This is a genomic window from Portibacter marinus (assembly GCF_021533195.1).
Taxonomy (GTDB): domain Bacteria; phylum Bacteroidota; class Bacteroidia; order Chitinophagales; family Saprospiraceae; genus Portibacter; species Portibacter marinus.
Map to the genome: position 1 here is coordinate 148144 of NZ_JAJNKB010000006.1, position 25178 is coordinate 173321.

Consider the following 25178-nt stretch of genomic DNA (forward strand, 5'->3'; position numbering starts at 1 on the left):
TTTTATGATTTCGTTAAAAAAAACACAATGATCTAAAATGGAAGATCATCTTCAACTCCAGAAAAATCTTGAGCGGCAGGTTTTTCTTTATCCTGATCAGAAAGGTTAAAAACAGATTTTTCACTGCTGTCACCTCTGTAGCTTTTAGCTTCATCTTCTTCTCCCGGGAAATTATTGGAAGTGTATTCTCCAGAAGAGTCTCTTTTCTCAAGAATTCGAAGATAATTAGCCACTACATCTGTAGTGTAACGATCATTACCATTACTATCCTGCCATTTTCTGGTGGTTAATTTTCCTTCTATATATACCTGCATTCCTTTTTTCAGAGAGCGTTCTGCTCTTTCAGCAAGTCCTCTCCATACCACTATATTATGCCATTCTGTTAAGGTCTGCCATTCACCATTTTTATCTCTGTAGTTCTCATTGGTCGCTACAGAAAACTTTGCTACAACACTACCACTTTCCAAATGCCGCACTTCGGGATCTTTTCCCAGGTTACCTATTAGAATAACTTTATTTACCATTTCAAGTCTGTTTTTATATCTTTCAATATATCGATTTCTCGGTTAAATACCAATCAATAATTTTTGGGAACGCGAATTTCTGCAAGTTTTTCCTTTCTACCAAGAAATAAGGTGATCCATTTTTTAATTTAAGCTCTTGAGCTTCAATCACATGAAAATATATTTTCAGATCCAAATGGGTTAGAACATGCTTGAAAGGTCCATCCACCTTGATTTGCTTACCTTCTAAATCCAAACCATTGTCGTCAATAATCCGCAAATGCTTATCTAATTCGGGAAAGTCATGCAGATGTTGCCAAATGCCTTTTTGAACTCTTTTTTTAATTAGAAGTTGTTGATGCTCCTGAATGATAGCGTAATGGATGGTTTTTTTACTCTTTTTGACCTTCTTAATTTTGATCGGAATTTCTTCAACCAAGCGGTTTGCATAGGCCAGACAACCATCGCTAAATGGACAAATCCGGCAATCTGGACGTTTGGGAGTACATTGCAAGGCACCAAAATCCATGATGGCTTGATTAAACTTGGCGGGATTTGTTGCATCGAAAACAGAGTGTAGCTTTTCTATGATCATGCGTTTTCCAGCTCGGGTGTCGATGCCTTCGGTAATACCAAAAATCCTGCTGATCACCCGGGTGACATTTCCATCGATGACAGGAGTGGGCAAGTTGTATGCAAAACTAGCAATTGCAGCGGCCGTATAAGGGCCAACTCCGGGAAGCTCGAGAAGACCTTCATAATTATCTGGAAACTGTCCACCATTTTTCACAATTTGCTTTGCGGCCTTGTGGAGATTTCTGGCCCTGCTGTAATAACCTAGTCCCTGCCATAACTTCATCAATTCTTCATCAGAAGCTGCAGCCAACTCGTGGACATTGGCATATTGATCTCTGAATTTAAGGAAATAGGGTATTCCCTGCTCTACGCGAGTTTGTTGGAGAATGATTTCAGAAAGCCAGATAAAGAAAGGATCGTCGGTTGTCTTCCAGGGCAGTTGTCGGTCAATGGAGGAATGCCAACGATAGAGAGAGGTGGAAAACGACATGATTATATAAATAAAAAATCAGCGCAAGATAGTATTAATCCTGCGCTGATCTAACCTAATTAACCTAAATATTACTAAACTGCCTTGGCTGTATGGAGGTCGCCAAATTGTCTGTGTATCATTTCTTTTAAAGCTCTTCTGGCAAAGAAGATTCTACTTTTAACAGTACCCAGAGGCAAATCTAAATCGTCAGCTATTTCCTGATACTTGAAACCCTGATAATGCATTTCAAATGGCACTCTGATAGAGTCTTCTAAACTTGCAATCATATTCTTAAGCTCTTTCATCAAGATATTGGAATGTGCATCATTTGAAATGGTGGCGCTTCCGCTATTGATGAAATACATATTATCAGTGGAATCGATAATTGTATTTGCTTTTGCTTTCCTTCTATAGTTGTTAATGAAGATGTTCTTCATTATTGTAAACAACCAGGCTTTGAAATTTGTACCGGGTCGGAACTTATCTCTGTTAGTAATCGCTCTATATGCAGTTTCCTGATACAGATCTTTTGCATCTTCAGTGTTCTTTGTCAAGTTGTATGCAAAGGAATGAAGCAAACCTGAAAGGCTGTCTAATTTTGTATCGAACTCTATAGTGGACATATTTCCTTACTTTTGTTTAACAAATATAAATAAAACTTAAACAAAAAAGAAGTCTTTTGGGAGACTTTTTGTGCATGATATTGTAAGTTATTGACATTCAATCGCTTAATGCGTGAAAAAAATTCACAGAAAATTATTTTTTAGCGCATTTTGCTCGAAAATGATGATTTCCGATAAAATTGTGATGATTTTATTTACAATTCATTAACAAGTCAGGTGGAGGTTACCCATCTAATGGTTCTTTTAAATTCAATTATCTTCGAATTTTATATGCTCATAAAAACAACAGGAATCATTCTCAGGTCCATGAAATATGGAGAAACCAGTCTCATCATGGATATCTATTCTAGGGATTATGGTTTGAACAGTTATATTATAGGTGGTGTACGCAATAAAAAGGCGAAAACGCAAGCTGGCCTCTGTCAGATTATGTCTTTGGTGGAATTTGTAGCATACCATAAAAATACTAAAGGATTATTCAGAATTAAAGAGATTTCCAGCGCTCATCTTTATCAAAGAATTCCATTTGAAATTCTTCGCTCCTCCGTTGGAATGTTTATGATTGAAGTTTTGAAGAATGTGCTCAAAGATGACGAGGAGAATCCCAAACTGTTCAGTTTTATCTTTCAATGGTTTTTATTTCTGGATCAGACTCCAACTTCAGTCAATAATGCTCATTTGTTATTTATGATTGAATTAGCAGGTGAAATAGGAATACAGCCAAGAGATAATTTCAGTGTTAATTATCCTTATTTTGATTTGATGGATGGTCAATTTATTTCCGATACACCTGATCATCACTATTTCCTGGACCTCACCGAATCTGAAAGCCTATATGATATAATGATGCAGGAAAGAGAATATGTGCATGAATTGTCTTTAACCAATGTCGAGCGAAGAAATATTCTTGATAAATTGATCCTATTCTATAAATTACATATAGATTCAATGAAAGAATTACATACATATCAAATTCTTAATGAAATTTTAGCTTAAATGTCAAGCAGCTATTCTCCAGGTATATTTAATCAATCTGAACAAGTCGGAAAAAAGAAAATGCGGAAATTATACCGCGAGATGTTGAAGGCGAGAATGATAGAAGAGAAAATGCTAAACCTTCTCAGACAAGGTCGGATTTCCAAATGGTTTTCCGGTATAGGACAGGAAGCCATCGCAGTCGGGTGCACATTAGCCATGAAGAAGGAGGAATACATTTTTCCGATGCACAGGAATCTCGGAGTGTTTACTTCAAGAGGTATACCTTTGCACAGGCTTTTTGCTCAATGGCAAGGAAAGGTAGAAGGTTTTACGAAAGGTAGAGATCGTTCATTTCACTTTGGAACTCAGGAATATAGGATAGTTGGGATGATTTCACACCTGGCCGCACAGCTGTCCCTGGCATCAGGTGTAGGCCTGGCTCATCAATTGTCTGGCGAAGAAAATGTCGCCCTTGCATTTACTGGTGAAGGGGGAACAAGTGAAGGTGAATTTCATGAAGCATTAAATATGGCGTCAGTCTGGAGCCTTCCCGTCATTTTCGTCATCGAAAATAATGGATACGGGCTATCTACACCTGTTTCCGAGCAATATGCTTGTGAAAGGCTTTCTGATCGAGCTGTAGGGTATGGTATGGAGGGACTAACCATAGATGGTAATAACGTCTTAGAGGTCTATCAGACCATTTCTAATTTGGCGAGGTCTATTCGTGAAAACCCTCGACCAGTTTTAGTAGAATGTATGACTTTTCGAATGCGAGGACATGAGGAGGCATCAGGTACCAAGTATGTCCCCGATCAGTTAATGTCAGAATGGGAATCGAAAGATCCCATCACGAACTATGAATTATTTCTCTTAGAGGAAGGGTTACTCACAGAAGAAGACATTTTGGACATCAGAGTTGAATTTAAGTCAATGATAGAGGCTGAATTAGCTGCAACTGAGCATTTTACAGATCCTGTACACAGTGAAATGGAGATGGAAGATGTATTCAAGTCTTCGGCAGTCATCGAAAAACTACCTTCAGAAGAGGTTGAGGAAATTAGATTCATAGATGCCATATCTTCAGGACTGGATGAGGGAATGAGAACTTTTGATGATTTGATCCTGATGGGACAGGATATTGCGGAATATGGAGGAGTGTTTAAGATTACCGATGGATTTGTAGATCGATATGGTAAGGAGCGGGTCAGAAATACGCCCATTTGTGAAAGTGCAGTATTAGGAATCGCTGTGGGATTAAGTATCAAAGGATATAAGTCCATGGTTGAAATGCAGTTTTCGGATTTTGTAAGCTGTGGTTTCAACCAAATCGTGAATAACATGGCGAAGCTACACTACAGGTGGGGACAGCATGTAGACTGTGTCATTCGCATGCCGACCGGAGGATCAGTGGGAGCAGGACCATTTCATTCTCAATCTACGGAGGCATGGTTCACACATGTGCCTGGACTTAAAGTTGTGTATCCTTCTAATGCTATAGATGCCAAGGGGCTATTGTTTAGCGCAATTGTAGATCCGAATCCGGTTTTATATTTTGAACATAAAGCACTGTATCGCTCGGTGACCGGCAAGGTACCGAAAGGATCATATACGGTGGAAATAGGAAAAGCGCGATTGGCTAGGGAGGGCAAAGATTTTTCAATCATTACTTATGGCCTAGGAGTTCACTGGGCACAAAAATGCATAGAGAAGTTGGATGTTGATGGGGAGGTATTGGACTTAAGGACACTATCACCTTTAGATTATGAAGCGATTGATGCAACGGTGCGTAAAACCAATCGGGTCATTTTACTTCATGAAGACAGTATGTTGGGTGGACTTGCCGGCGAATTGTCCGCTTACATTGCAGAGCATTTGTTTGAGCACCTGGATGCTCCATTAATGAGAGTTGCTAGTTTGGATACACCGATCCCATTTTCTGGAGAACTTGAAAAAGTATTTATGGCAGATTTCAGGTTGGAAGAGGCGGTTGAAAGGATTTTGAGGTATTAGTTTATCGCTATTCGAAGCTCGCTATTCGCAGTTTGCTGTTCCCTTAAAGAGCTGAAGCAGAGCTTTGCAGAGAAGCAAGGTCTTTATGGGATAAGAAGCCGGGCTTCGCTATTCGAAACTCGTTATTCGCTTTTTGCTGTTCCCTTAAAGAGCTAAAGCAGAGCTTTGTAGAAAAGCAAGGTCTTTAAGGGATAAGAAGCCGGGCTTCGCTATTCGAAACTCGTTATTCGTTATTCGCTTTTTGCTGTTCCCTTAAAGAGCTAAAGCAGAGCTTTGCAGAGAAGCAAGGTCTTTAAGGGATAAGGAGCCGGGCTTCGCTATTCGAAACTCGTTATTCGTTATTCGCTTTTTGCTGTTCCCTTAAAGAGCTAAAGCAGAGCTTTGTAGAGAAGCAAGGTCTTTAAGGGATAAGGAGCCGGGCTTCGCTATTCGAAACTCGTTATTCTCAATTGGCTGTTACCTTTAAGAGCTGCCGCCGGGCTTTGCAGCGCAGAAAGCTCTTCAAGGGATGAGTAGGTGAGATTCGATATTCTTATTTCGTAAACCCCCAACTCCGAATCCCGAACTGCCAACAACAAATAGCGAACATTCAACAACACCAAACCACAATCCAATTCGTTAAACTATATAAAATACGAACTAGAATAAGTACTTTCGCACCATAAAATTGAATTACAATGAACTTAGAAAAATACGTCGCCGTCAGTGGGCAACCAGGAATCTTTGAACTCGTTGCTACCAGAAATAACGGACTTCTGGTCGCTGATATGGATACCAAAAAAACCAAGTTTTACACCATGAGAAAACACCAGTTTACCCCACTTGGCTCGGTTGCGATTTACACATACGGCGATGCAGTAGCTATTGGTGATGTGTTTAAAAGCATGAATGACCAGGCACAAGAAAATCCAATCCCTTCGGCAAATGAACCAGCACCGGTGCTCTTCGACTACTTCGATAAAATACTACCGGACTTCGATAGAGATAGAGTCTTCGTCAGTGATATTAAGAAAGTGATCAAATGGTATAATTTTCTCGACGAGCGCAATATTCTCGATTTCAGCTCAAAAGACGAAGAGGAATAAACAATACTCATAATCCATGACCCAATCCCACTTTGATCAGGTACAAGAAGCCGTAAAATTTCTTAAAAATGCCATGGATCAGAGCGTTAAAAATGCCGCTATCCTTGGTACTGGTCTTGGGGGATTCATTGAAAACATTGACATACAAAAAGAGATCCCCTATGAGGAGATACCATATTTCCCCAAAACTACAGTTGATTCCCATGCTGGTAAATTAGTCATCGGCCATTTGAATCAAACACCCATCATCGTCATGTCAGGCAGATTTCATTATTACGAAGGTTACTCCATGAAAGAAGTAACCTTTCCCATCCGTGTATTTCAACGGTTGGGCATCCAAAATCTATATATCACCAATGTGGCCGGGGGAACAAATCCCGATTTTAACGCTGGCGACCTGGTGATCATTCGTGATCATATTTATAAGATGCCGGATAATCCGCTAAGAGGCAAGAATGATGAACGCTTTGGACCAAGATTTCCGGACTTGAAGAATACTTATTGCACTGAACTACGTTCGAAAGCACACAAAATCGCATCCCAAACCAACATGGTCATCAAGGAAGGGGTGTATTATGCCCTCCCCGGACCCAATTTGGAAACACCTGCAGAATACGAAATGATCCATAGGATGGGAGGTGACTTAGTAGGGATGTCAACCATTCCGGAGGTCCTGGTAGCCAAGCATGGTGGTCTGAACATATTTGCAGTCTCCATTGTTTCTAATGTTTGCTATCCACTAGATCGAATTACAGAAACAACAATTGAATCGGTCATGGACATAGCTGAGCGCTCTGGTTCGAAATTATCGACACTTTTAACAGCGCTTATTTCATAAATTTTGCAAACTTTGCGCGCGTGAGCACAAATGATATAGAAGTAATCGGGGCTAAAGAGCACAACCTGAAGGAAATTTCGCTCAATATCCCTAAAAATAAGCTGGTTGTCATTACCGGCGTGTCGGGTAGTGGAAAGTCCTCCCTGGCTTTTGATACCATTTATGCGGAAGGCCAACGCCGTTATATGGAAACTTTTTCAGCCTATGCTCGTCAATTCCTTGGCAGTATGGACCGGCCGGAAGTGGAGAAAATCAATGGTCTGTCCCCAGTAATCTCCATTGAACAAAAAACAACGGCGTGGAATCCGCGATCTACCGTTGGCACTACCACTGAGATCTATGACTTCATGAGATTGCTTTTTGCCAGAGCATCTGACGCCTATTCTTATGTGACGGGGAAGAAAATGGTCAAATATACAGAGGATCAGATTTTTGAAACCATTCTTGAGGAATATGAAGGACGCAAAATCAGTATTCTGGCACCATTGATCAGATCCAGGAAAGGGCATTACCGCGAATTATTTGAAAGAACTTTCAAAAAAGGCTTTACTAAAGTTCGGGTTGATGGCGAAATCATTGACCTAAAACCTGGTCTACAAGTTGATCGATACAAGGTCCATGATATTGAAGTAGTCATCGACAGGATAAAAGTAGAAGAGGGGAAGCGAGATAGGCTTAGGGCCTCTTTGCAAATGGCTTACAGAATGTCCTCAGATTTTGTTATGATACACGACATGGAGAAGGACGAAATAGTGCCTTACAGCAAGCGTCTCATGGATCCGGAAAGCGGTATTTCATACGAAGAACCTTCCCCCAATACCTTTTCGTTCAATTCTCCCTATGGCTCCTGCAAAAAATGTCGGGGATTAGGTTCAGTGAACTCTGTGGACATGTCGAAAGTGATACCAGATGATTCCAAAAGTATAAAGGAAGTGGGCATTGCGCCATTCGGAGAGGTGAGGGACACCCATACCTTTAAGCAACTCAAAGCCATAGCAAAAAAATACAAGTTCAGTTTCAGCACACCAGTCAAGGAAATTCCCGAGAAAGCGCTTGAAACCATTTTGCATGGTGGAGACAAATCGGTTAAATCAAAGGTTCCCGGCATTTCACATGATTTTGTTTACAATTTGGCTGAGGAAGGGTTGGTCAATATGTTGGTGAGGTGGTATGAAGATTCTTCTTCGGAGAAAATTCGATCCTGGGCTGAGGAATTTATGGAAGTCGTGACTTGTCCTGAATGTGATGGCTATCGATTAATGAAGGAATCATTGCATTACAAAATTGCTGACAAGCATATCGGTGAACTGGCAGCTATGGATCTATCGGAACTCAAAGAATGGTTCGATGTTGTGGAGGCGAAGATGTCTGATAAGCAGAAGGCCATCGCTAAAGATGTGCTTAAAGAGATCAGAGATCGGTTAGGTTTCCTTCTTGAAGTGGGATTAGACTACTTAAGTGTGGATCGCCCTACCCGGACACTATCCGGAGGTGAATCTCAGCGAACAAGGCTGGCCACTCAGATTGGATCTCAATTAACGGGTATTACCTATATTCTTGATGAACCCTCTATCGGTTTGCACCAGAGAGATAACCAGCGCCTGATTAAAGCTTTAAAGAACTTAACAACGATTGGAAATACCGTCATAGTGGTGGAGCATGATAAGGACATCATGCTGGCATCGGACTATCTTGTTGATTTAGGACCCGGAGCCGGCGAACTTGGTGGAGATATCGTTGCTGAAGGCAGTCCGGAAGATTTTATGAAAATTGACAGTATTACCGCAGATTATTTGGCTGGCCGCAAAGACATTGAGGTGCCTAAGAAACGTCGCAAAGGAACGGGGAAGAAGCTTATTTTAACAGGAGCTAAAGGCCACAACCTTCAAAATCAAAAGCTTGAAATTGAGCTAGGAACCTTGACATGCATCACAGGGGTTTCAGGAAGTGGAAAGTCCTCACTGATCAATCAGACGCTGTATCCTATTTTGAGACAGCACTTCTACAAGAGCGTTAAGAAACCATTGGAATATGACGCTATAAAGGGATTAGAGCATTTGGATAAGGTCATCGAAATAGATCAGTCGCCCATCGGGAGAACGCCAAGATCTAACCCTGCGACCTATACCGGTGTATTTACTGACATTAGAAAAATATTTGCCAAAGTTCCGGAAGCACAGATTAGAGGTTATAAGATTGGTCGTTTTTCTTTTAATGTCAAAGGGGGCAGATGTGAAGTGTGTGGAGGTGGAGGCCAACGAGCGATCGAAATGAATTTTCTACCGGATGTTTATGTAGATTGTGAAGAATGTCAAGGTCGGCGATATAATAGGGAAACGCTTGAAATTATCTACAAAGGCAAGAACATTTCAGATGTTTTAAACATGACGGTTGCTGAAGCGACCAAGTTTTTTGAAAATATTCCTTCGATTTACAGGAAATTAAAAACGCTTAGGGATGTTGGTTTAGGCTATATTACTTTAGGCCAACAAGCTACAACGCTTTCAGGAGGCGAAGCACAGCGGGTTAAGCTTGCTGAAGAATTATCCAAAAGGGATACTGGTCGCACGATATATATTCTGGATGAACCAACCACTGGCTTGCATTTTGAAGACATTCAACATTTGATTCGGGTCATGAATCGACTGGTTGATAAAGGCAATACGGTGTTAGTGATAGAACACAATATGGACATCATTAAAGTGGCTGATCGTATTGTGGATCTCGGTCCGGATGGTGGTTCGAGAGGAGGCAAGATTGTATATAACGGTACGCCTGAAAAGATGTTGAAAATAAAGGACAAGAATGAGACTGCTCGATTTTTGGCGACTGAATTGAAATAAAAGAATTTTTGGGATCTAATGCTATAGGGCTTGCAAATTTATCAGGCAACTTACAGCAATGCCATAGGACTTGCAAATTTAAATTATGATCTGCTTATCTGTTGATGGACTTACAAAATGTTTTGAAACCTGCAGACATATCATGGGACCTAAATAATGTCATGTCCTTACAAATTCATTTGAAAGATGTCGACAAACCCTATTTTCCTTCCCCCAATTCAATTCCCCGAACATCCTCTAACTTTTTCGTTAATCTTTCCTGCAACATGTTAACTACTTTCTGATACTTAGGGTCATTTGCCAGATTTTGGTATTGGCCGGGGTCATTTTTCATATCGTACAATTCTATACCTGCAGAAGCATCTTCATTATATTGAATATACGCCCATTGATCCGTCCTCAAAAGAAAAGATCGACCGCCCTGTGTAACGCTAAACGCCATGTCTCTAACTTTATAAAGGGGATCGTCCAATGTTGGAACCAAACTTTTTCCTTGCAGTTCCTCCGAAACTTTCAAGCCAGCTAATTCCGCAATGGTCGGATAAAGGTCTAAGAGTTCAACAAAAGAATGGCATACCTGTGGTTGCTTTCCTGGTACTTTTATGATCAACGGAACCTTAACGGACTCCTCGTGTAGACTGACCTTCATCCAAAAATCGTGTTCTCCCAGATGGAAACCGTGATCGGAGGTAAAAATGACGATGGTGTTATCTTCTAGTCCTTCATTTTTAAGAGCGCGTAGTATTTTCCCCACCTGGGCATCCATAAAGCTGACGGATGCATAATACCCGGCGACTGCTTTCTTTTGCTGGTCAATGGACATTTCGCCATTGACACTGGTCACATAATTAATACCTCTTTCTGGTATGTCTTTCCAGTCTTCCGGAAATTTTTCAGGGAGGTCAATGTTTTCAGATGAATAGGGATCGAAGTATTGGGCTGGTGCGACAAAAGGAACGTGAGGTCTGACCAGTCCTACTGCCAGAAAAAAGGGTTTATTTTTATGTTTTTTAATGAGCTCAATGGCTTTTTCTGCTGTTTTTCCATCTGAATGTACCGCATCTTCGCCTTCTGCTTTCACAATGGTCATCACATTTCCCCCTTTTCTTTCGATGGAACCATCGGGGTTATTCTGGACTAGTTCTGCTTCACCTTCGGCCTTCCATTCCGGACCCTGACTATTGAATCTTTCTGTCCAGGATGCTTCATCGTCTTGTCCGTCGCTTCCTTTTTCTATGTCAATGGGCACTCCCATGTGATAGATTTTACTGACTCTGCCGGTGTAGTAGCCGTTATCTTTAAACAGTTGGGGTAATGATTTTCTATCGGGTCCCACATTTTCTCTTCCGCTCACATATCCATAAGTACCAGTTGTATTGGGATAGTAACCAAATAGCATAGAGGCTCTGGATGGTCCACAAACGGGGTATTGACAGTAAGCTCTGGTGTATTTTGTTCCTTGGGATGCCAGTAGGTCAATGTTCGGTGTTAGGCAAAGTCCGTTTTGATAAGAAGATACGGCGGTGGTTGTTAGATCGTCCGAGATAATGAAGAGGATGTTGGGTTGTTGGGTATATGATTTTAAAGGGAGGAGAATGAGAATGGTAAATGAAAGAAAAAAGATGTTCGCTTTTAGCTGTTCGAAGTTCGCTGGAGAAATTCTGCTCAATTTGACAAGTTTATGGGTAACAAAATACTAAATATTAACACTAAGAGATTATGAGGAATTTTAGAAAGCTAAGAATATGGTGGGAATCAAAAGATTTAGCTCTTGAGATTTATAGAATATCAGCTGATTTTCCAAAGGAAGAAAAATTTGGCTTAGTGAGTCAAATGAGGAGGTGTAGTATTTCCATTTGTTCAAATATTGCTGAAGGTTGCAGTAGAGAAACTGAGACAAATTTTGCATATTATCTTAGTATATCTATGGGTTCAGCATTTGAATTAGAAACTCAATTAATGATTTGTAGAGACTTAAAATATATAAGAGTGGAAGATTTCAGGAAAATTTTTGAAATGCTTAACAAACTTCAAAGAGGAATCAGTTCACTTAGAGTAAAAGTAATTGCATAAAAAAGCTTCTTGAGTTCAAGCCTTTCTTTGTGCAAATAGCGGAGAGCGAACAACGAAAATCGTAAAAGCTTTGTATTTACTATAAAAAGGAATGACCCTCCTCGCGTTGAGGAGAGCCAAGCCATTTAACACCCTTAAAACCTAAAATGAGAACAATAGAATATATATCTTAAGAGTAATTAGTAATTAGTTTATTTTATTAGAATGATCCTATATCGTCAATGATAGAAGAACAAAACATACACATTATATCATAAAAGTCCATAGCAAGTAATTTTAATTTGTTTAACTGATAATACAAATCTAATGACTACTATGTGAACAAAACATAACACTTGAACTACTTTAAGGACAAGCGTATTCGCTTATAAATAGAGCTTCCATAAACTCTAACCTATTGGAATGCAGTTAATTATGAAATTTAATTTAAATAAAACTGCGCTTTTATCAATTGATATTACAAATATGAGCCTATTTTATGTTTTAAAGTATAACAATATATATATAAATTGGACAATCTAAATAGCGAATTAAATTGTAAGTTTATTCATAAACAGCTATAAAACAATTAATTATAAATTCAAATGGAGCACTTAATCTCGCTTACAGATCTATTAACCAGACAAAAGCTACATCAAATTAATATAATTGATGAATTAAATAACCCCAATAACAAGATGACCATATTATATGATGCTATCGCTAGTGGAGAAGTGAAGACGGATCATGATGCTTTGGCATTAATGTATAACGGTAATGGTAAATTAGGAACTTTAAATAGGTTGAAAAACAGATTGTACAAAAGGTTATTAAATTCAATATTCTTTATTGATCAAAGTGGACCAAATTACAAAGACATCTTCGAGGCTGGAAAGAACAGTTATAAAAATTATGCAGCCATAAAAATTCTTCTAGCTAATAGAAAACGATTAGTTGCCATTGATTTAGCAAAAAAAACTTTGAAAGTGACATCAAAGTTTGAATTCACGGATCTCAATTATCTATTAAGTTCTATTTTAACAACACACTTTGCTTCATACACCAGCAATCTTAAAAAATATAAAAGCTATAGGAAAAAGAGAGATTATTACTTAAAAGCATTGTCAGCGGAGCAAGAAGTAGAAGAGCTATATGGTTATTTTGGTCTTACAATGATGAAAAATAAGACTGGGGTTGATAGTAAATTCACAGAATTTCATTTACAAAAAATAAAGGAAATGAGATTATTACAAAAATCAATTAAAACAACAAGATTTAATCTTTATACATTCCTATACCAGGCAAATTATTATTTAGAATTTTCAAATTATAAAAGTTTAATTGAAGTTGCTCAAGAGGGAATAGCCTTTTATAAGAAAAAGGGAATAAAATCAGTTGATGCTGACTATACATTAAGGACTAGAGAAGCTTTAGGCCAATTCTTATCAAACAATTATGCTGAGGCTCAGAATCTGTTTAAAAAGAATCTAGAAATTACTGATCCAAGAACAAGTAATTGGTTTTCAACCTATAACTATTTATTTGCAACATATATTAATAGTGAACTATATCTTAAAGCATACGAAGCCTTAAGTATAGTTTTTTCAAAAGAAGAATTTGAGTCAACGTTACCTCTCCTCGTTCAACTTTTCAAAATAAAAGAAGCCTACATCCATTTCTTAGTTGAATTGGGGAAAATAGACCCGGAAAAATCAGATCAAGAACCGCTGAGACCTTTTAGACTGAACCGATTTTTAAATGACGTTCCCACCTACTCTAAAGACAAAAGAGGAGTTAACATATCGATTCTCATTATACAGATGATTCTACTGGTCCAGAATAAAAAGCATGGACAGATCATTGACAGATTAGATGCTCTGAATATGTACAGTCACCGATACCTTAGAAGTGATCACACTTTTCGATCTAACTGTTTTATTAAAATGCTCACCAAGCTCCCCGATGCGGATTACCATCCAATAAGATGGCATCGATACGTTGAAAAATACAGAAAACGCCTAGATGAACATCCGTTTGAACTATCCTATCACAACCTTGACCTTGAAGTCATACCATTCGAAACCTTATACGATCTGGTCATCGAAATGCTGGAGCAACAGAAGGGGATAGCATCTACATAAACACTTTTTATCATTATTATTAGCTATCCAATTTTATTTATTTTTTCTAATTGTTCCGCATTTGCTAAAATAGCCTCCTACAACTAGATACTTAACTTCATTATCGTTTAATAATGTTAACAACTCTTTGAAATCCGGGGTCAATTCCATATTTCGATTTTATGACTTCTTTTCGAATCGTTTCTAAAAAAGATAAGCGTTCCTGTGGTGTTTGTGAAGCCCAATAAGCAATATTAGGATCATCAGAATCTTTTTTTATAATGGTCACTCTTTGTTCCATATTAGTGAAACAAAGATAAGCAATAATAGAGTTCCTTGAAAAGTCATCAGTTAAATTTCATTTTACACGCAGCAACTCATTTAATCTAGGCCGAAATGCGCATGATGAATAACTATCATTTGGTTTACTCTCATTTTTAAAATGAAAAAGATGGTATAAACTGCGGAAGGTTGATATACATGTTGCATCAAATATGAATCGAGCGCATTACCTGTTACTCCGCTGTATAAAAGTAGTAGCGATCTAAACACTTTTTATTTTTATCTTCAAGCCTCACAATTTTAGATAGATTCATGAGTTTACCCACTAAAGAAGAGGCAAAAAAATTACTAGAACATCATGTAAAGGACAGCTATCAACGATATCACGCACTGATGGTCGCCACAGCAATGGAAGGATATGCTCATGAATTTGGCGAAGATGCCCATTTATGGTTTTTGACGGGATATCTGCATGATTTGGACTATGACGAGTATCCCGAAACTCATCCGGCCAGGTCATTGGAATGGTTTAGAAAATGGGGCTATCCTGAAGAATTCATTCATGCTGTAGAAGCACACGCATTCGGACACAATGGTTTTCGTACTTCGCCTGATTCCAGGCTTGCTGCTGCATTGATTGCCTGCGATGAAATCTGCGGAATTTATTATGCTTACCAAAAAATGAATCCAGTCCCCTTTGGAGAGATGAGTGTGAAGTCGATTAAGAAGCGATTGAAATCAAAGGCTTTTGCCGCTAAAATTGATCGGGAAACCATTTATATGGGCTGTGAGAAGCTGGGTGTGAGTATTGATGATCATGTTGCTAATCTGATTCGTTTTTTTGGTGATTTATAATAGAATTTGCATTCACTTGAGAATCTATAACTGGATTGCAAAATAGCAAACAGAGGGTATATACAGATTGTGTCTTAGCATTAGATTCCTTACTTTCAGCTAAAAATCAAGACTTATGAAATTAGCATATGCCATCTTGTTGTGCTTTACTTTTCTGACATTGTCCGCTCAATGGCAGCCTGCAGGTGATAAAATTAAAACCTCATGGGCTAGTGAGGTGGATCCTGAAAATCCTCTTCCGGAATATCCCAGACCTATCATGAAAAGGGATCATTGGCAAAGTTTAAATGGGCTATGGGACCACGCGATCACTGAATATGGTGCTCCTCGTCCCAAAGAATGGGATGGAAAAATTTTGGTCCCCTTCCCAGTAGAATCTAGCCTATCGGGTGTCATGAAGGAAGTGGGTCAGGATAAGGAAGTTTGGTATCAGACCAGCTTTGATATCCCTGAAGATTGGAAGGAAAGAGTGATTTTACATTTTGGAGCCGTGGATTGGAGAGCCGATGTGTGGCTAAATGACATCAAGATCGGCGCACACGAGGGTGGATATGATCCTTTTAACTTTGATATTACACCTTTTGTGGAAGAAGGCAATCAAGAATTGGTCGTAAAAGTTTGGGACCCTACCAGCAATGGACCTCAACCCAGAGGTAAACAGGTCACTAATCCAAGAGGGATCTGGTATACACCGGTGACAGGGATATGGCAAACCGTTTGGATCGAGCATGTGCCTGAAGTGGCAATTGATCATATCAAACTCACGCCTGATATTGATCAGAATACAGTGGCAGTCCAGGTCGATGCAGGAGGGGCTCAGTTCGGTGACATTATTGAAGTAAAGGCGCTAGAAAATGGAACGGTGATCTCAAGCAGTAAAGCAGCTGTAGGTGAATCAGCTGAGCTGTTTATCGAAAATCCTCAACTTTGGTCGCCTGAGCAACCACACCTGTATGATTGTAGCATTCGATTGATCAGAGGTGGTGAGATTTTAGACGAGGTGGAAAGTTATTTTGCGATGCGCAAGATTTCAACCCAAAAGGATGAGCAGGGAATAGTCAGGATGCAACTGAACAATCAGGATTATTTCCAATATGGGACTTTGGATCAGGGTTGGTGGCCGGATGGACTCTATACTGCACCCACGGATGAAGCGCTAAAGTATGATATAGAAAAGACCAAGGAATATGGTTTTAATATGATTCGTAAACATGTCAAAGTTGAGCCGCAAAGATGGTATTACCACTGCGATAAGATAGGTATGCTGGTCTGGCAGGATATGCCGAATGGCGATCGAAATGAGGGTTGGCAAATGCGCAAAATGTTTGATGGAAACGAGAATGTAAGAAGTGCGGAGTCTGAGCAAATTTATCGCAAGGAATGGGAGGCAATCATCGAATTTTTATATTCTTATCCCTCTATTGTAGTTTGGGTGCCTTTCAATGAAGCATGGGGACAGTTTAAAACCAAAGAAATTACTGCATGGACTGAGGTTTTGGATCCTACCAGATTGGTTAATTCAGCGAGTGGAGGCAATCATATACAGACAGGAGACATTTTGGACATCCATCATTATCCTAATCCTGAAATGTATCTGTACGATGCGACCAGGGTCAATGTATTAGGAGAATATGGAGGCATAGGTTTGCCAGTAGAGGGTCATTTATGGAACCGTGATGGCAATTGGGGATACATTAAATTTCAGAGCTCGGAGGAGGCGACGGATGAGTATGTCAAATATGCCAGGCAATTGGCCGACCTGGTGAAAGTCGGCTTTTCAGGAGCCATTTATACACAAACGACGGATGTGGAGGGGGAGGTCAATGGGTTGATGACTTATGATCGGGAGGTGGATAAGTTGGATGTGGATCGGGTCAGAGAGGTGAATGAGATGGTGAGGGGTGTAATAGTTGGTGGTAAGTAGTTGATAGTCAGTTTTCTTTTTGAGAGCTGAGCGAGGCTTAGCAGCGCAGGTGGCTCTCTAAGAGATGGGGCAGATGTTAGTTTTCAGTAGTCAGATGTCAGTTTTCAGAAGTAAAAAATCAAGAGTTCTCTTTGAGAGCTGAGCGAGGTTTAGCAGCGCAGGTGGCTCGCTAAGAGATGGGGCAGATGTTAGTTTTCAGTAGTCAGATGTCAGTTGATAGTCAGTTTTCTCTCTGAGAGCTGAGCGAGGCTTAGCAGCGCAGGTGGCTCTCTAAGAGATGGGGCAGATGTTAGTTTTCAGTAGTCAGATGTCAGTCTTTAGTAATCAGCTCGAATTTGCAAATCGCAAATACCAACCAATAAAAAACCCTTAGCAATAAAATATCACCAAGGGCTTTTATATTCTCTACAGCGTTAAGCCTGATGAATTTTTCCTATCCAGCTGTCAAATCAACCTTCAAACCAATTTCCTCAGCAATCGCCTTGTCCTTCAAACCATCAAAGAATTTAGCAGATCCATACTTGATGCCCCACTCTGTTCTGTCAATCGTAAATTGAGGAGTGTTCACCTTAATCTGACCATTGACTTCATTCACATTGGCTCTGAAGCTGATTTCTTTAGTCACATCCTTTAAAGTCAAGTTTCCATAAACGATGTAGTTGGCGTCATCATTATTCATCAACTTTGTCGCTTTGGTAATTTCGAATTTAGCGGTTGGATACTTAGGTACATTGAAAAAATCAGTCTCCTTACCTTCTACAGTTCCTTTCAAGTGGTTTTCAAGATTGGCCTTCATATCACCATCTAAGTCTTCATCCTCGATGGTGGACATGTCGATTGTAAAACTGCCACCTGTAAGGGTACCATCTTCCATAGCGATACTACCATCTGAAATTTCGACGGTTCCATTATGCGATCCGGTTACTTTAGAACCTTCCCACATTATTTTACTGTTTGCCGCATTCACTGCATATTCTTTTCCGGTTTCTTCGGCGACTTCGCCTGCTTCACCGGCACCTGCTTTCTCTCCCTTTGGTCCACATGAAGCAAGGAAACCCAGCAAAAAGACCATCAGTGATAATTTAAATAGAATCTTCATAATTAGCTATATTGTTTTGTTAAAAATTTTTGTTTTAAATACTGAAACATTGGCCTAAACCCTCTGTATTTCAGCTTGCTAACTGATTACTGCAGTAATCTAGAATTTGTTCGAGACTAGATAGTACCTTAACCTTAGCGGATGTTTTTATGTTTTGCATAATAGGCTGATAACCTGTTACCAGTACCTTTGACCCATTGATATTACGACAAAGATCATATAAATAGGGCTCTAAGCTATTGTTTTCAAACGACTCATTGGCAAAAAGTACCACATATCTGGGATTGAGAATGCGGCAAGTCTCTATGACCATTTCTTTTTTTACACCTTTCCCCAAATTGGTCACCCTTAGTCCCTCTTTTTTTAACATGTAATGCAAATAAAGTAAACTCAAATCCGCGGATTCATTGATAGGCAGGTAGATTAAAAACGAGGGCACGGTAATGTCAGTATTGATCGGCAGCTCATCAATTGCTTTGATGATCTTCCTTTTGATGATTTCCGAAACGAATACTTCATGCAGTGGCTTAATACAACCACTAATCCATAGTTCTCCCAATTTGTCTAACAGTGGAAAAATGACTTCCTGCATCGACCGTTCGAATCCCAGTTGATCTATATTGGCTTCAATGATACGGTTGAACTTAAATTCATTGAGCTCCATCATGGACATGGTCAGACAGTCAATCCGATCTTCCAATCCATTATCAAAATGAGAGATTTCAGCCACCCTTTTGGCAATTTCCTCTTTGTCCATCCTGGCGATGTGAGAAATCTTGTGACCGTGATTATTCAGGAGTGCAACATTAAGGATATGTTGTAAATCGTCTTCAAGATAGTACCTGATATTGGTATCGGTACGCTTCGGTTCAACGATATTATACCTTTTCTCCCATATCCGTATGGTATGGGCTTTCACACCCGCCAGGTGCTCCAGGTCTTTTATCGAATATATTACCAAAGCTTTAGTTTAATTTATTGTAGAACAAACATATTGGTCGAATAAATGTTCATATCAGTGAATGTATTGACGATATTATGACGTCCTGTCGTTTTATCTGTAAATTTATCACAAAATATAATTGAATGAATATAGGAATAGTTTGTTATCCTACTTTTGGAGGTAGCGGTGTTGTAGCCACTGAACTGGGGATTGCATTATCAAAAAAAGGTCATCAAGTGCACTTCATGACTTATAAGCGTCCGGCACGTCTTACTCCATTTATGGAAAACGTCTATTACCATGAGGTAAGTACATACGAATATCCATTGTTTGAATACAAGCCCTATGAAACGGCACTGGCTTCTAAAATGGTGGATATTGTCCTTCATGAGAACCTGGATATCCTACACGTACATTACGCTATTCCTCATGCTGCAGTGGCTTATATGGCCCAGCAAATCCTGAAAAGCAGGGGTAAATACATTCCGATTGTCACGACGCTTCATGGTACGGATATTACTCTGGTAGGAAATGATCCTGCATTTTCCCCGGTGGTAGAATTCAGTATTAATTTTAGCAACGGAGTCACCGCTGTTTCTAACCATCTAAAAGAAGCAACTTACGAAAGCTTCAATATTACCAATGATATCAAAGTGATCTATAATTTCATTGATTTTGAACGGTTTAATAAACTGGACAAGAACCATTTTAAGATGGCCATTGCCCCGGAAGGAGAGAAGATTCTGGCCCACACGTCTAATTTCCGAAAGGTCAAAAGAGTAGAAGACGTCATCATGACATTTGCGAAGGTAAGTGAAAAAATGAGTGCGAAATTGCTTTTGATCGGGGATGGTCCTGAACGAAATAACCTGGAGCAATTGTGCAGAAAGCTGGGTTTGTGCGAACACATCCGATTTCTGGGCAAGCAGTCTGCGGTCGAGGAGCTTTTGGCTGTTTCAGATCTCTTTATTATACCATCAGAGAATGAGAGTTTTGGACTGGCAGCTTTGGAAGCGATGGCCTGTGGCGTTCCCGTGATTTCATCCAACGCCGGGGGCTTACCGGAGTTAAATCTTGATGGTCAGACTGGATATACTCTGCCGGTAGGTGATGTAGATGGAATGGCCAAAAGAAGCATAGAAATCTTGCAGGATCCTGAGGTTCATTCCAAGTTTAGTGAAGCAGCATATGCTCATGCGAAAACTTTCGATATCCATAATATTCTGCCGAAATACGAATCTTTCTATCAGAAAGTCATAGAGGAAATGATGGCTCAGGCATAGGAGGATTTAGGTCAATGTGGCCTTAATTCAGGATCGATTAAAATTCTTAATGAGGTTCTCGTAGAAGGCAACCATCCTTTTATAGTTTTCTACCGATAATTTCTCATTGACTCCATGAATACCTTCCAGGTCTACATTGGAAACCATCACCGGCATAAATCTGTAAATGGCATCTGATACTTCTGCATAATGTCTTGAATCTGTACCACCTATGACCAGCCCAGGTGCCACCACTACATCTCCGAATACTTGATAGATGCTTTTTCTGATGGTTTTAAATTCATCATTAGTTGTAGGAGAAATTGCAGTAGGATTTCGGGGCTGATTGACAGCTTCAGCACTAATCTTTACCCGGGGGTCGTCGATGACATCCCTTACATAATCCACTACCGAGGCTACCGTTTCTCCTGGAACTATTCTAACATTAATCGTGGCTTCGGCATGCGAGGGCAACACATTGTCCATGATGCCACCTTTGATGATGGTGGGTGCCAATGTGGTTTTAATCAAGGCATTAGCTGCATTGCTTTTGCTTAAACTATTTTCAATCAAAGGTCTAAATAGCCACTGGTTGGCAAAAAATAATTTCTCAGGCCACTTCATTTCAGGTCCGATATACTCAAACATCTTTTCTACGGAGGCGTTAAATCGACTTGCCGGTGGATGGTTTTTTAGATTGACCAACGCATCACTGAGTATCGTTATGGCAGTCTCTTTGGGTGGCATCATTGCATGGCCACCTTTGTCCAGGTCCACCGAAAGGGTCATACTCATAGCGCCCTTTTCTGCCAGCCCAATTAAGCCAATCGGTTTTTGTATACCTGATAAGCCATCCGTAATGACCACCAGGCCTTCGTCGATGATAAAACTAAATTCCTGACCTTGCTCCTGAAATCGGTGGGCAATCTTAACGGCGCCGTTATTACCACCAACTTCTTCGTCGTGGCCAAATGCAAAATAAATGCTTTCTCTTGGCTGAAAACCTTCTTTCAATAGTCGCTCCGTACTTTCTAAGATACTGATCACAGAACCTTTATCGTCCATGGTGCCGCGCCCTAAAATGTAACCATCCTGAATGGTCCCAGCGAATGGCTCAAATTGCCAACTTGCAGCAGACGCTTCATCAATAGGTACGACATCCATGTGGGCCAGAAAAAGGGCTGGATCTTTGGTTGGAGCCGAACCTTTCCATTTAAAAATCAAGCTAAATCCACTCACCGTGTCAACTTCCAGATGCTGATAAACCAAGGGAAAAGTGTTCGATAAGTATTTCAAAAATGATTCCATGGTCGAAGTATCAATTCTATCGGGATAGGAGATGGTAGGAATGCGAATGGCAGCGGCAAACCTCTGTACAGCTTCATCTGCAACGTCGATATGCAGATGTTCATAAGTAGAATCTTCAGGGGCCTGGTATAACATGGTTTTGATAACTAGAAAGAGGGTGAGTGTCATCAAAACAACCAATAATATGACGATAAATTTTTTCATTTGGAAGGACCAATGTAAATGAAGTTATAAAATTTAACGAATTATCGGAGGCCCGGAGCGTTACAAGGCAAATATTTTCACAACGAAAGTGTCAGTTTTGCAATAGATCTTTCATCTGTTCTATATTTTTTTGAATTTCAATAATCCGTTCTTCGACGCGATTATCTAATTGCTGTTTCTTATCGGAAAAGCTCAGGTGGGCATAATACTGCCAGATCTCTGCAACTTCTCCATAACTAATTTCATAAGGTGCATAGATGGGGTTGTCTGACATGAGAATCAATGATCTTCTACTCTCATTACGTACAACTCGCTTGTAGACCAAACCCTCACTTCTTCCCACGATGATATAAGTCCTGTTATCTTTTATTTGACTGAGATTTTCGACGTATGAGGCAAGGACAATGCTTCCAGGTTCCATGGGCAACATAGAATCGCCCTCGATCTCAAAACCTCTGTAGGTGCCATCTGGTATATTGGGAAACTGAATTTTTGGCAGATCTTTGATGTATTGAGGATCGCTGAAGCTTTCCAGATATCCGGCCTCTGCTTTGGTGTCCACCAATTCAATATTTCCATTGTTGTCGGCATCAACTGAAATGGCCAAGACTCGAAAGTCCTCGTTCTTAATGATCTCAAAGTCCTGGAGTGAAAGGTCAGAAGTCAGCAGCTGGTCTAAATTGATTCCATAGTAAGAGGCAAAGCAAATTAGGGTTTCAATATTAGGTTCAGTCTTGCCACGTTCATAATCCCCTAATGTCGTTCTGGGAATATTCATCGTATCTGCCAGCTCCTGCTGCGACAGTTTATTTTTTTTACGAAGATATTTTAAATTTTCTGCAAGCATAAGTTGCTGATATGTTGTAAAATTCATCAAAATTAAGTCGGTTTTGTCGGAAATCCTAATTTTATGGCTTGCAAATTGATTCAAAAATACGGATATTGCCTTTTAAATCGACATAAAATGACGATAAAAGCGACGCAATTGTTTGATCGATCTGTATTGCATCTTGATTTGGACTCTTTCTTTGTTTCGGTAGAATGTCTTAAAAATACATCATTCGCTGGCAAGCCCTTATTGATCGGTGGCAGCAGCAATAGGGGAGTGGTGGCTTCCTGTAGCTACGAAGCACGAAAGTACGGCGTACATTCTGCCATGCCGATGAAAATAGCCAAAAGATTGTGTCCACATGCGATCGTGCTGAAAGGGGATCTGGATAGCTATTCTTACTACTCCGGTTTGGTCACTGAAGTCATTGCCGAACAGGCACCTATTTTTGAGAAAGCTTCAGTGGATGAGTTTTACCTGGACCTCAGTGGTATGGATAAATACTTTGGCTGCCAACAGTGGTCAAGTGCTTTGCGTACGAGGATCATGAAGGAAACTGGACTGCCGATTTCATTTGGACTTTCTGTCAATAAATTGGTAGCTAAGGTGGGTACTGGTGAGGGTAAGCCCAATGGCGAGAAGACTGTTCCAGTAGGTTATGAAAAGGATTTTCTGGCACCTTTGTCTACCCGAAAAATTCCAGGGGTGGGCAAGGAAGTTTATAAAAAGTTATGCTTCATGGGCGTTAAGAAGGTGGAAACGCTGGGAGCAATTCCGGTGAGACTGCTGGAAAGAGAATTTGGTAAACTGGGTAGGGATTTGTGGAACAAGTCACAAGGGATTGATCACAGTCCTGTGATTCCGTATACGGAGAAAAAATCTATCTCTAAAGAACGTACATTTACAGAGGATACCTTGGATCTGGATAGCATCAAGAGTCTTATGATGCGAATGGTGGAAGAGCTGGCATTTGAGTTAAGGGCTTCTGAAAAGTTGTGTTCTTGTATCACAGTAAAGATCAGATATGCAGACTTTAACACGTATACACGTCAAAAGAAAGTCAGTTATACGGCCAACGATCAATTCTTGATTGCTACGGTTAAAGAACTGTTTGACAACCTATACGAGCGAAGGCAATTGATTCGCTTAGTGGGTGTCCGATTCTCTGGATTGGTGAGAGGTAAATATCAGATTAGTCTTTTTGATGAAAGCGAGAAGGAAATCGACTTGCTTCAAAGCCTGGATCACATTCGTAGAAAGTATGGGAGCGAAGCCATCAAGTTGGCACACAGTATGGGTCGAACTCTTAATATATCCAGGTCAGGATCTTTGCTAGGGGCGAAGTATGCAAAGGAATTAAACACAACACCATAAGTGCAATTATATCATATAATTAGTCTAATAGAAGTATATAATATTCCCAATAAAACAAATTGCAATAGGTAATAATGATTTTTTGGAAATAAAACAAATAAAGTGTATATTTCATTACGCGATATTGCTCTAATCTTAAAATACGAGCCATGGGTAAGGTATTTGCAATTCTCACCATCACATTTAGCTTAACTTTTTTCACTATTTCGGGTTATGGACAAATAGAACAATCCAGAAGCATTAGTAGGGTAGATTACATGAAGGTAAAGCCTGGCCATGTGGAGGATTATCTGGCTGTAGAGCGAGTCTGGAAAAAGATTCACCAGGCTAATATCAAAAAAGATATGTATCAGTTATGGACTGTAGAGGAAGTGATCTCTCCAAGTGGTGACCAATATGATTATAATTACGTGACAAGAATTTCTTTCAAGGATCCCAAGCAGTACTCTAATTTTATTGACAATGCATTTTCACAAGTAGATCTGAACTCGATCCTGTCGAAAGAAGAAATGAAAATCTACAACAAAACGGTAGATTCCAGAACCTTGGTCAAGACGGAGGTATGGCAATTAATGGATGAAATGTTGGATAATGATGAAGAGGATAAACCATGGGAATATGCCAAGTTTAATTATTTCGTGATTAATGAGGGTTATACCCCGGACGACTTCGTAGAAGTTCAGTCCATCTGGAGTCCTGTCCATGAAGCCAGGATTGCTGATGACAAGTTAGAGGGCTGGGTCGTTTTACGAAAACTGATGCCCTACGGTAGTGAATTTAAGGAGCGGTATGCCACAGTAGATCACTACAAATCGATTGAGGATTTGATGCTGGACGATCCGACCAGATATTTCGACATGCTAGGTAATGCAGAGGAAGCCAATCGGAAAACGGAAGAAGGTGCGAATTTAGCGCGTCAGGAGATTAGAAGAAAAATAATGACCTCTAGTAACAGTAAGACACAGTAAGATCTCTTCCAGCGATATTGTAATAAT

Annotated in this window: 21 protein-coding genes; 12 read left to right on the top strand and 9 right to left on the bottom strand. The window is 39.9% G+C overall.

All coding sequences use genetic code 11. The features are described 5' to 3' along the window. Nucleotides 1–32: 32 nt before the first annotated feature. The 3 genes from L2567_RS14630 to L2567_RS14640 all read right to left on the bottom strand — a co-directional run bounded on the left by L2567_RS14630 (nucleotide 33) and on the right by L2567_RS14640 (nucleotide 2174). Nucleotides 33–524, bottom strand: coding sequence for a single-stranded DNA-binding protein (locus L2567_RS14630; RefSeq protein WP_235298543.1), 492 nt, complete (start codon nucleotides 522–524; stop codon nucleotides 33–35). A gap of 22 nt (nucleotides 525–546) precedes the next feature. After that, nucleotides 547–1569, bottom strand: coding sequence for an A/G-specific adenine glycosylase (gene mutY / locus L2567_RS14635; protein ID WP_235298544.1), 1023 nt, complete (start codon nucleotides 1567–1569; stop codon nucleotides 547–549). Nucleotides 1570–1643: 74 nt separating this feature from the next. Continuing rightward, the gene (locus L2567_RS14640) at nucleotides 1644–2174 is read right to left on the bottom strand and encodes an RNA polymerase sigma factor (RefSeq protein WP_235298545.1); all 531 of its coding nucleotides are present in this window, start codon (nucleotides 2172–2174) and stop codon (nucleotides 1644–1646) included. 270 nt (nucleotides 2175–2444) lie between these two features. On the opposite strand from L2567_RS14640, the gene recO reads away from it, so the two are divergent. The 5 genes from recO (at nucleotide 2445) to uvrA (ending at nucleotide 9931) form a co-directional block, all read left to right on the top strand. Beyond that, nucleotides 2445–3170: a DNA repair protein RecO gene (recO, locus tag L2567_RS14645; protein ID WP_235298546.1), complete on the top strand. Its 726-nt coding sequence runs from the start codon at nucleotides 2445–2447 to the stop codon at nucleotides 3168–3170. Next, nucleotides 3171–5165 carry an alpha-ketoacid dehydrogenase subunit alpha/beta gene (locus L2567_RS14650; RefSeq protein ID WP_235298547.1) on the top strand — a complete coding sequence of 665 codons (1995 nt, stop codon included), beginning with the start codon at nucleotides 3171–3173 and terminating at the stop codon, nucleotides 5163–5165. It begins immediately after the preceding gene. A 677-nt stretch (nucleotides 5166–5842) separates the two neighbouring features. Further along, on the top strand, nucleotides 5843–6250 hold the full coding sequence (locus L2567_RS14655) for a DUF5606 family protein (protein WP_235298548.1): 408 nt from the start codon (nucleotides 5843–5845) through the stop codon (nucleotides 6248–6250). Nucleotides 6251–6266: 16 nt separating this feature from the next. Further along, a complete protein-coding gene (locus L2567_RS14660; RefSeq protein WP_235298549.1) occupies nucleotides 6267–7088 on the top strand; it encodes a purine-nucleoside phosphorylase in 822 nt (273 codons plus the stop codon). 20 nt (nucleotides 7089–7108) lie between these two features. Continuing rightward, on the top strand, nucleotides 7109–9931 hold the full coding sequence (gene uvrA, locus L2567_RS14665; protein WP_235298550.1) for an excinuclease ABC subunit UvrA: 2823 nt from the start codon (nucleotides 7109–7111) through the stop codon (nucleotides 9929–9931). Between the two features lie 199 nt (nucleotides 9932–10130). On the opposite strand, the gene L2567_RS14670 is transcribed toward uvrA, so the two are convergent. Further along, entirely contained in the window at nucleotides 10131–11591 is a 1461-nt protein-coding gene (locus L2567_RS14670; RefSeq protein ID WP_406626708.1) for a sulfatase, read from the bottom strand. A gap of 59 nt (nucleotides 11592–11650) precedes the next feature. Between L2567_RS14670 and L2567_RS14675 the strand changes: the two genes are divergently transcribed. Continuing rightward, on the top strand, nucleotides 11651–12004 hold the full coding sequence (locus L2567_RS14675) for a four helix bundle protein (protein ID WP_235298552.1): 354 nt from the start codon (nucleotides 11651–11653) through the stop codon (nucleotides 12002–12004). Between the two features lie 584 nt (nucleotides 12005–12588). Then, a complete protein-coding gene (locus L2567_RS14680; RefSeq protein WP_235298553.1) occupies nucleotides 12589–14124 on the top strand; it encodes a hypothetical protein in 1536 nt (511 codons plus the stop codon). A 100-nt stretch (nucleotides 14125–14224) separates the two neighbouring features. Here L2567_RS14680 and L2567_RS14685 read toward each other — a convergent pair whose 3' ends face one another. Then, entirely contained in the window at nucleotides 14225–14404 is a 180-nt protein-coding gene (locus tag L2567_RS14685) for a hypothetical protein (protein WP_235298554.1), read from the bottom strand. Between the two features lie 293 nt (nucleotides 14405–14697). Here L2567_RS14685 and L2567_RS14690 point away from each other — a divergent pair, with 293 nt between their 5' ends. Continuing rightward, nucleotides 14698–15240 carry an HD domain-containing protein gene (locus L2567_RS14690; RefSeq protein WP_235298555.1) on the top strand — a complete coding sequence of 181 codons (543 nt, stop codon included), beginning with the start codon at nucleotides 14698–14700 and terminating at the stop codon, nucleotides 15238–15240. 115 nt (nucleotides 15241–15355) lie between these two features. Next, nucleotides 15356–17164 carry a glycoside hydrolase family 2 protein gene (locus tag L2567_RS14695; protein ID WP_235298556.1) on the top strand — a complete coding sequence of 603 codons (1809 nt, stop codon included), beginning with the start codon at nucleotides 15356–15358 and terminating at the stop codon, nucleotides 17162–17164. Between the two features lie 433 nt (nucleotides 17165–17597). Here the strand turns inward: L2567_RS14695 and L2567_RS14700 are convergent, their stop codons facing one another. Continuing rightward, the gene (locus L2567_RS14700; protein WP_235298557.1) at nucleotides 17598–18263 is read right to left on the bottom strand and encodes a YceI family protein; all 666 of its coding nucleotides are present in this window, start codon (nucleotides 18261–18263) and stop codon (nucleotides 17598–17600) included. A gap of 70 nt (nucleotides 18264–18333) precedes the next feature. Continuing rightward, nucleotides 18334–19224: a MerR family transcriptional regulator gene (locus L2567_RS14705; RefSeq protein ID WP_235298558.1), complete on the bottom strand. Its 891-nt coding sequence runs from the start codon at nucleotides 19222–19224 to the stop codon at nucleotides 18334–18336. Nucleotides 19225–19349: 125 nt separating this feature from the next. On the opposite strand from L2567_RS14705, the gene bshA reads away from it, so the two are divergent. Further along, on the top strand, nucleotides 19350–20489 hold the full coding sequence (gene bshA / locus L2567_RS14710; RefSeq protein ID WP_235298559.1) for an N-acetyl-alpha-D-glucosaminyl L-malate synthase BshA: 1140 nt from the start codon (nucleotides 19350–19352) through the stop codon (nucleotides 20487–20489). A gap of 27 nt (nucleotides 20490–20516) precedes the next feature. On the opposite strand, the gene L2567_RS14715 is transcribed toward bshA, so the two are convergent. Together L2567_RS14715 and L2567_RS14720 are read right to left on the bottom strand one after the other, a co-directional pair. After that, entirely contained in the window at nucleotides 20517–21980 is a 1464-nt protein-coding gene (locus L2567_RS14715; RefSeq protein ID WP_235298560.1) for a M20/M25/M40 family metallo-hydrolase, read from the bottom strand. 91 nt (nucleotides 21981–22071) lie between these two features. Beyond that, a complete protein-coding gene (locus tag L2567_RS14720; protein ID WP_235298561.1) occupies nucleotides 22072–22854 on the bottom strand; it encodes an XRE family transcriptional regulator in 783 nt (260 codons plus the stop codon). 90 nt (nucleotides 22855–22944) lie between these two features. On the opposite strand from L2567_RS14720, the gene dinB reads away from it, so the two are divergent. Next, nucleotides 22945–24183: a DNA polymerase IV gene (gene dinB, locus L2567_RS14725; RefSeq protein ID WP_235298562.1), complete on the top strand. Its 1239-nt coding sequence runs from the start codon at nucleotides 22945–22947 to the stop codon at nucleotides 24181–24183. Between the two features lie 149 nt (nucleotides 24184–24332). Continuing rightward, complete coding sequence (locus L2567_RS14730; RefSeq protein ID WP_235298563.1) at nucleotides 24333–25151, top strand: hypothetical protein; 819 nt, start codon at nucleotides 24333–24335, stop codon at nucleotides 25149–25151. Nucleotides 25152–25178: the final 27 nt, after the last annotated feature.

Excerpts from the sequence above, each read along its gene's own strand:
- L2567_RS14630 (WP_235298543.1), bottom strand. The coding sequence starts at position 524 with ATGGTAAATAAAGTTATTCTAATAGGTAACCTGGGAAAAGATCCCGAA.
- mutY (WP_235298544.1), bottom strand. The coding sequence starts at position 1,569 with ATGTCGTTTTCCACCTCTCTCTATCGTTGGCATTCCTCCATTGACCGA.
- L2567_RS14640 (WP_235298545.1), bottom strand. The coding sequence starts at position 2,174 with ATGTCCACTATAGAGTTCGATACAAAATTAGACAGCCTTTCAGGTTTG.
- recO (WP_235298546.1), top strand. The coding sequence starts at position 2,445 with ATGCTCATAAAAACAACAGGAATCATTCTCAGGTCCATGAAATATGGA.
- L2567_RS14650 (WP_235298547.1), top strand. The coding sequence starts at position 3,171 with ATGTCAAGCAGCTATTCTCCAGGTATATTTAATCAATCTGAACAAGTC.
- L2567_RS14655 (WP_235298548.1), top strand. The coding sequence starts at position 5,843 with ATGAACTTAGAAAAATACGTCGCCGTCAGTGGGCAACCAGGAATCTTT.
- L2567_RS14660 (WP_235298549.1), top strand. The coding sequence starts at position 6,267 with ATGACCCAATCCCACTTTGATCAGGTACAAGAAGCCGTAAAATTTCTT.
- L2567_RS14675 (WP_235298552.1), top strand. The coding sequence starts at position 11,651 with ATGAGGAATTTTAGAAAGCTAAGAATATGGTGGGAATCAAAAGATTTA.
- L2567_RS14680 (WP_235298553.1), top strand. The coding sequence starts at position 12,589 with ATGGAGCACTTAATCTCGCTTACAGATCTATTAACCAGACAAAAGCTA.
- L2567_RS14685 (WP_235298554.1), bottom strand. The coding sequence starts at position 14,404 with ATGGAACAAAGAGTGACCATTATAAAAAAAGATTCTGATGATCCTAAT.
- L2567_RS14690 (WP_235298555.1), top strand. The coding sequence starts at position 14,698 with ATGAGTTTACCCACTAAAGAAGAGGCAAAAAAATTACTAGAACATCAT.
- L2567_RS14695 (WP_235298556.1), top strand. The coding sequence starts at position 15,356 with ATGAAATTAGCATATGCCATCTTGTTGTGCTTTACTTTTCTGACATTG.
- L2567_RS14700 (WP_235298557.1), bottom strand. The coding sequence starts at position 18,263 with ATGAAGATTCTATTTAAATTATCACTGATGGTCTTTTTGCTGGGTTTC.
- bshA (WP_235298559.1), top strand. The coding sequence starts at position 19,350 with ATGAATATAGGAATAGTTTGTTATCCTACTTTTGGAGGTAGCGGTGTT.
- L2567_RS14715 (WP_235298560.1), bottom strand. The coding sequence starts at position 21,980 with ATGAAAAAATTTATCGTCATATTATTGGTTGTTTTGATGACACTCACC.
- L2567_RS14720 (WP_235298561.1), bottom strand. The coding sequence starts at position 22,854 with ATGAATTTTACAACATATCAGCAACTTATGCTTGCAGAAAATTTAAAA.
- dinB (WP_235298562.1), top strand. The coding sequence starts at position 22,945 with ATGACGATAAAAGCGACGCAATTGTTTGATCGATCTGTATTGCATCTT.
- L2567_RS14730 (WP_235298563.1), top strand. The coding sequence starts at position 24,333 with ATGGGTAAGGTATTTGCAATTCTCACCATCACATTTAGCTTAACTTTT.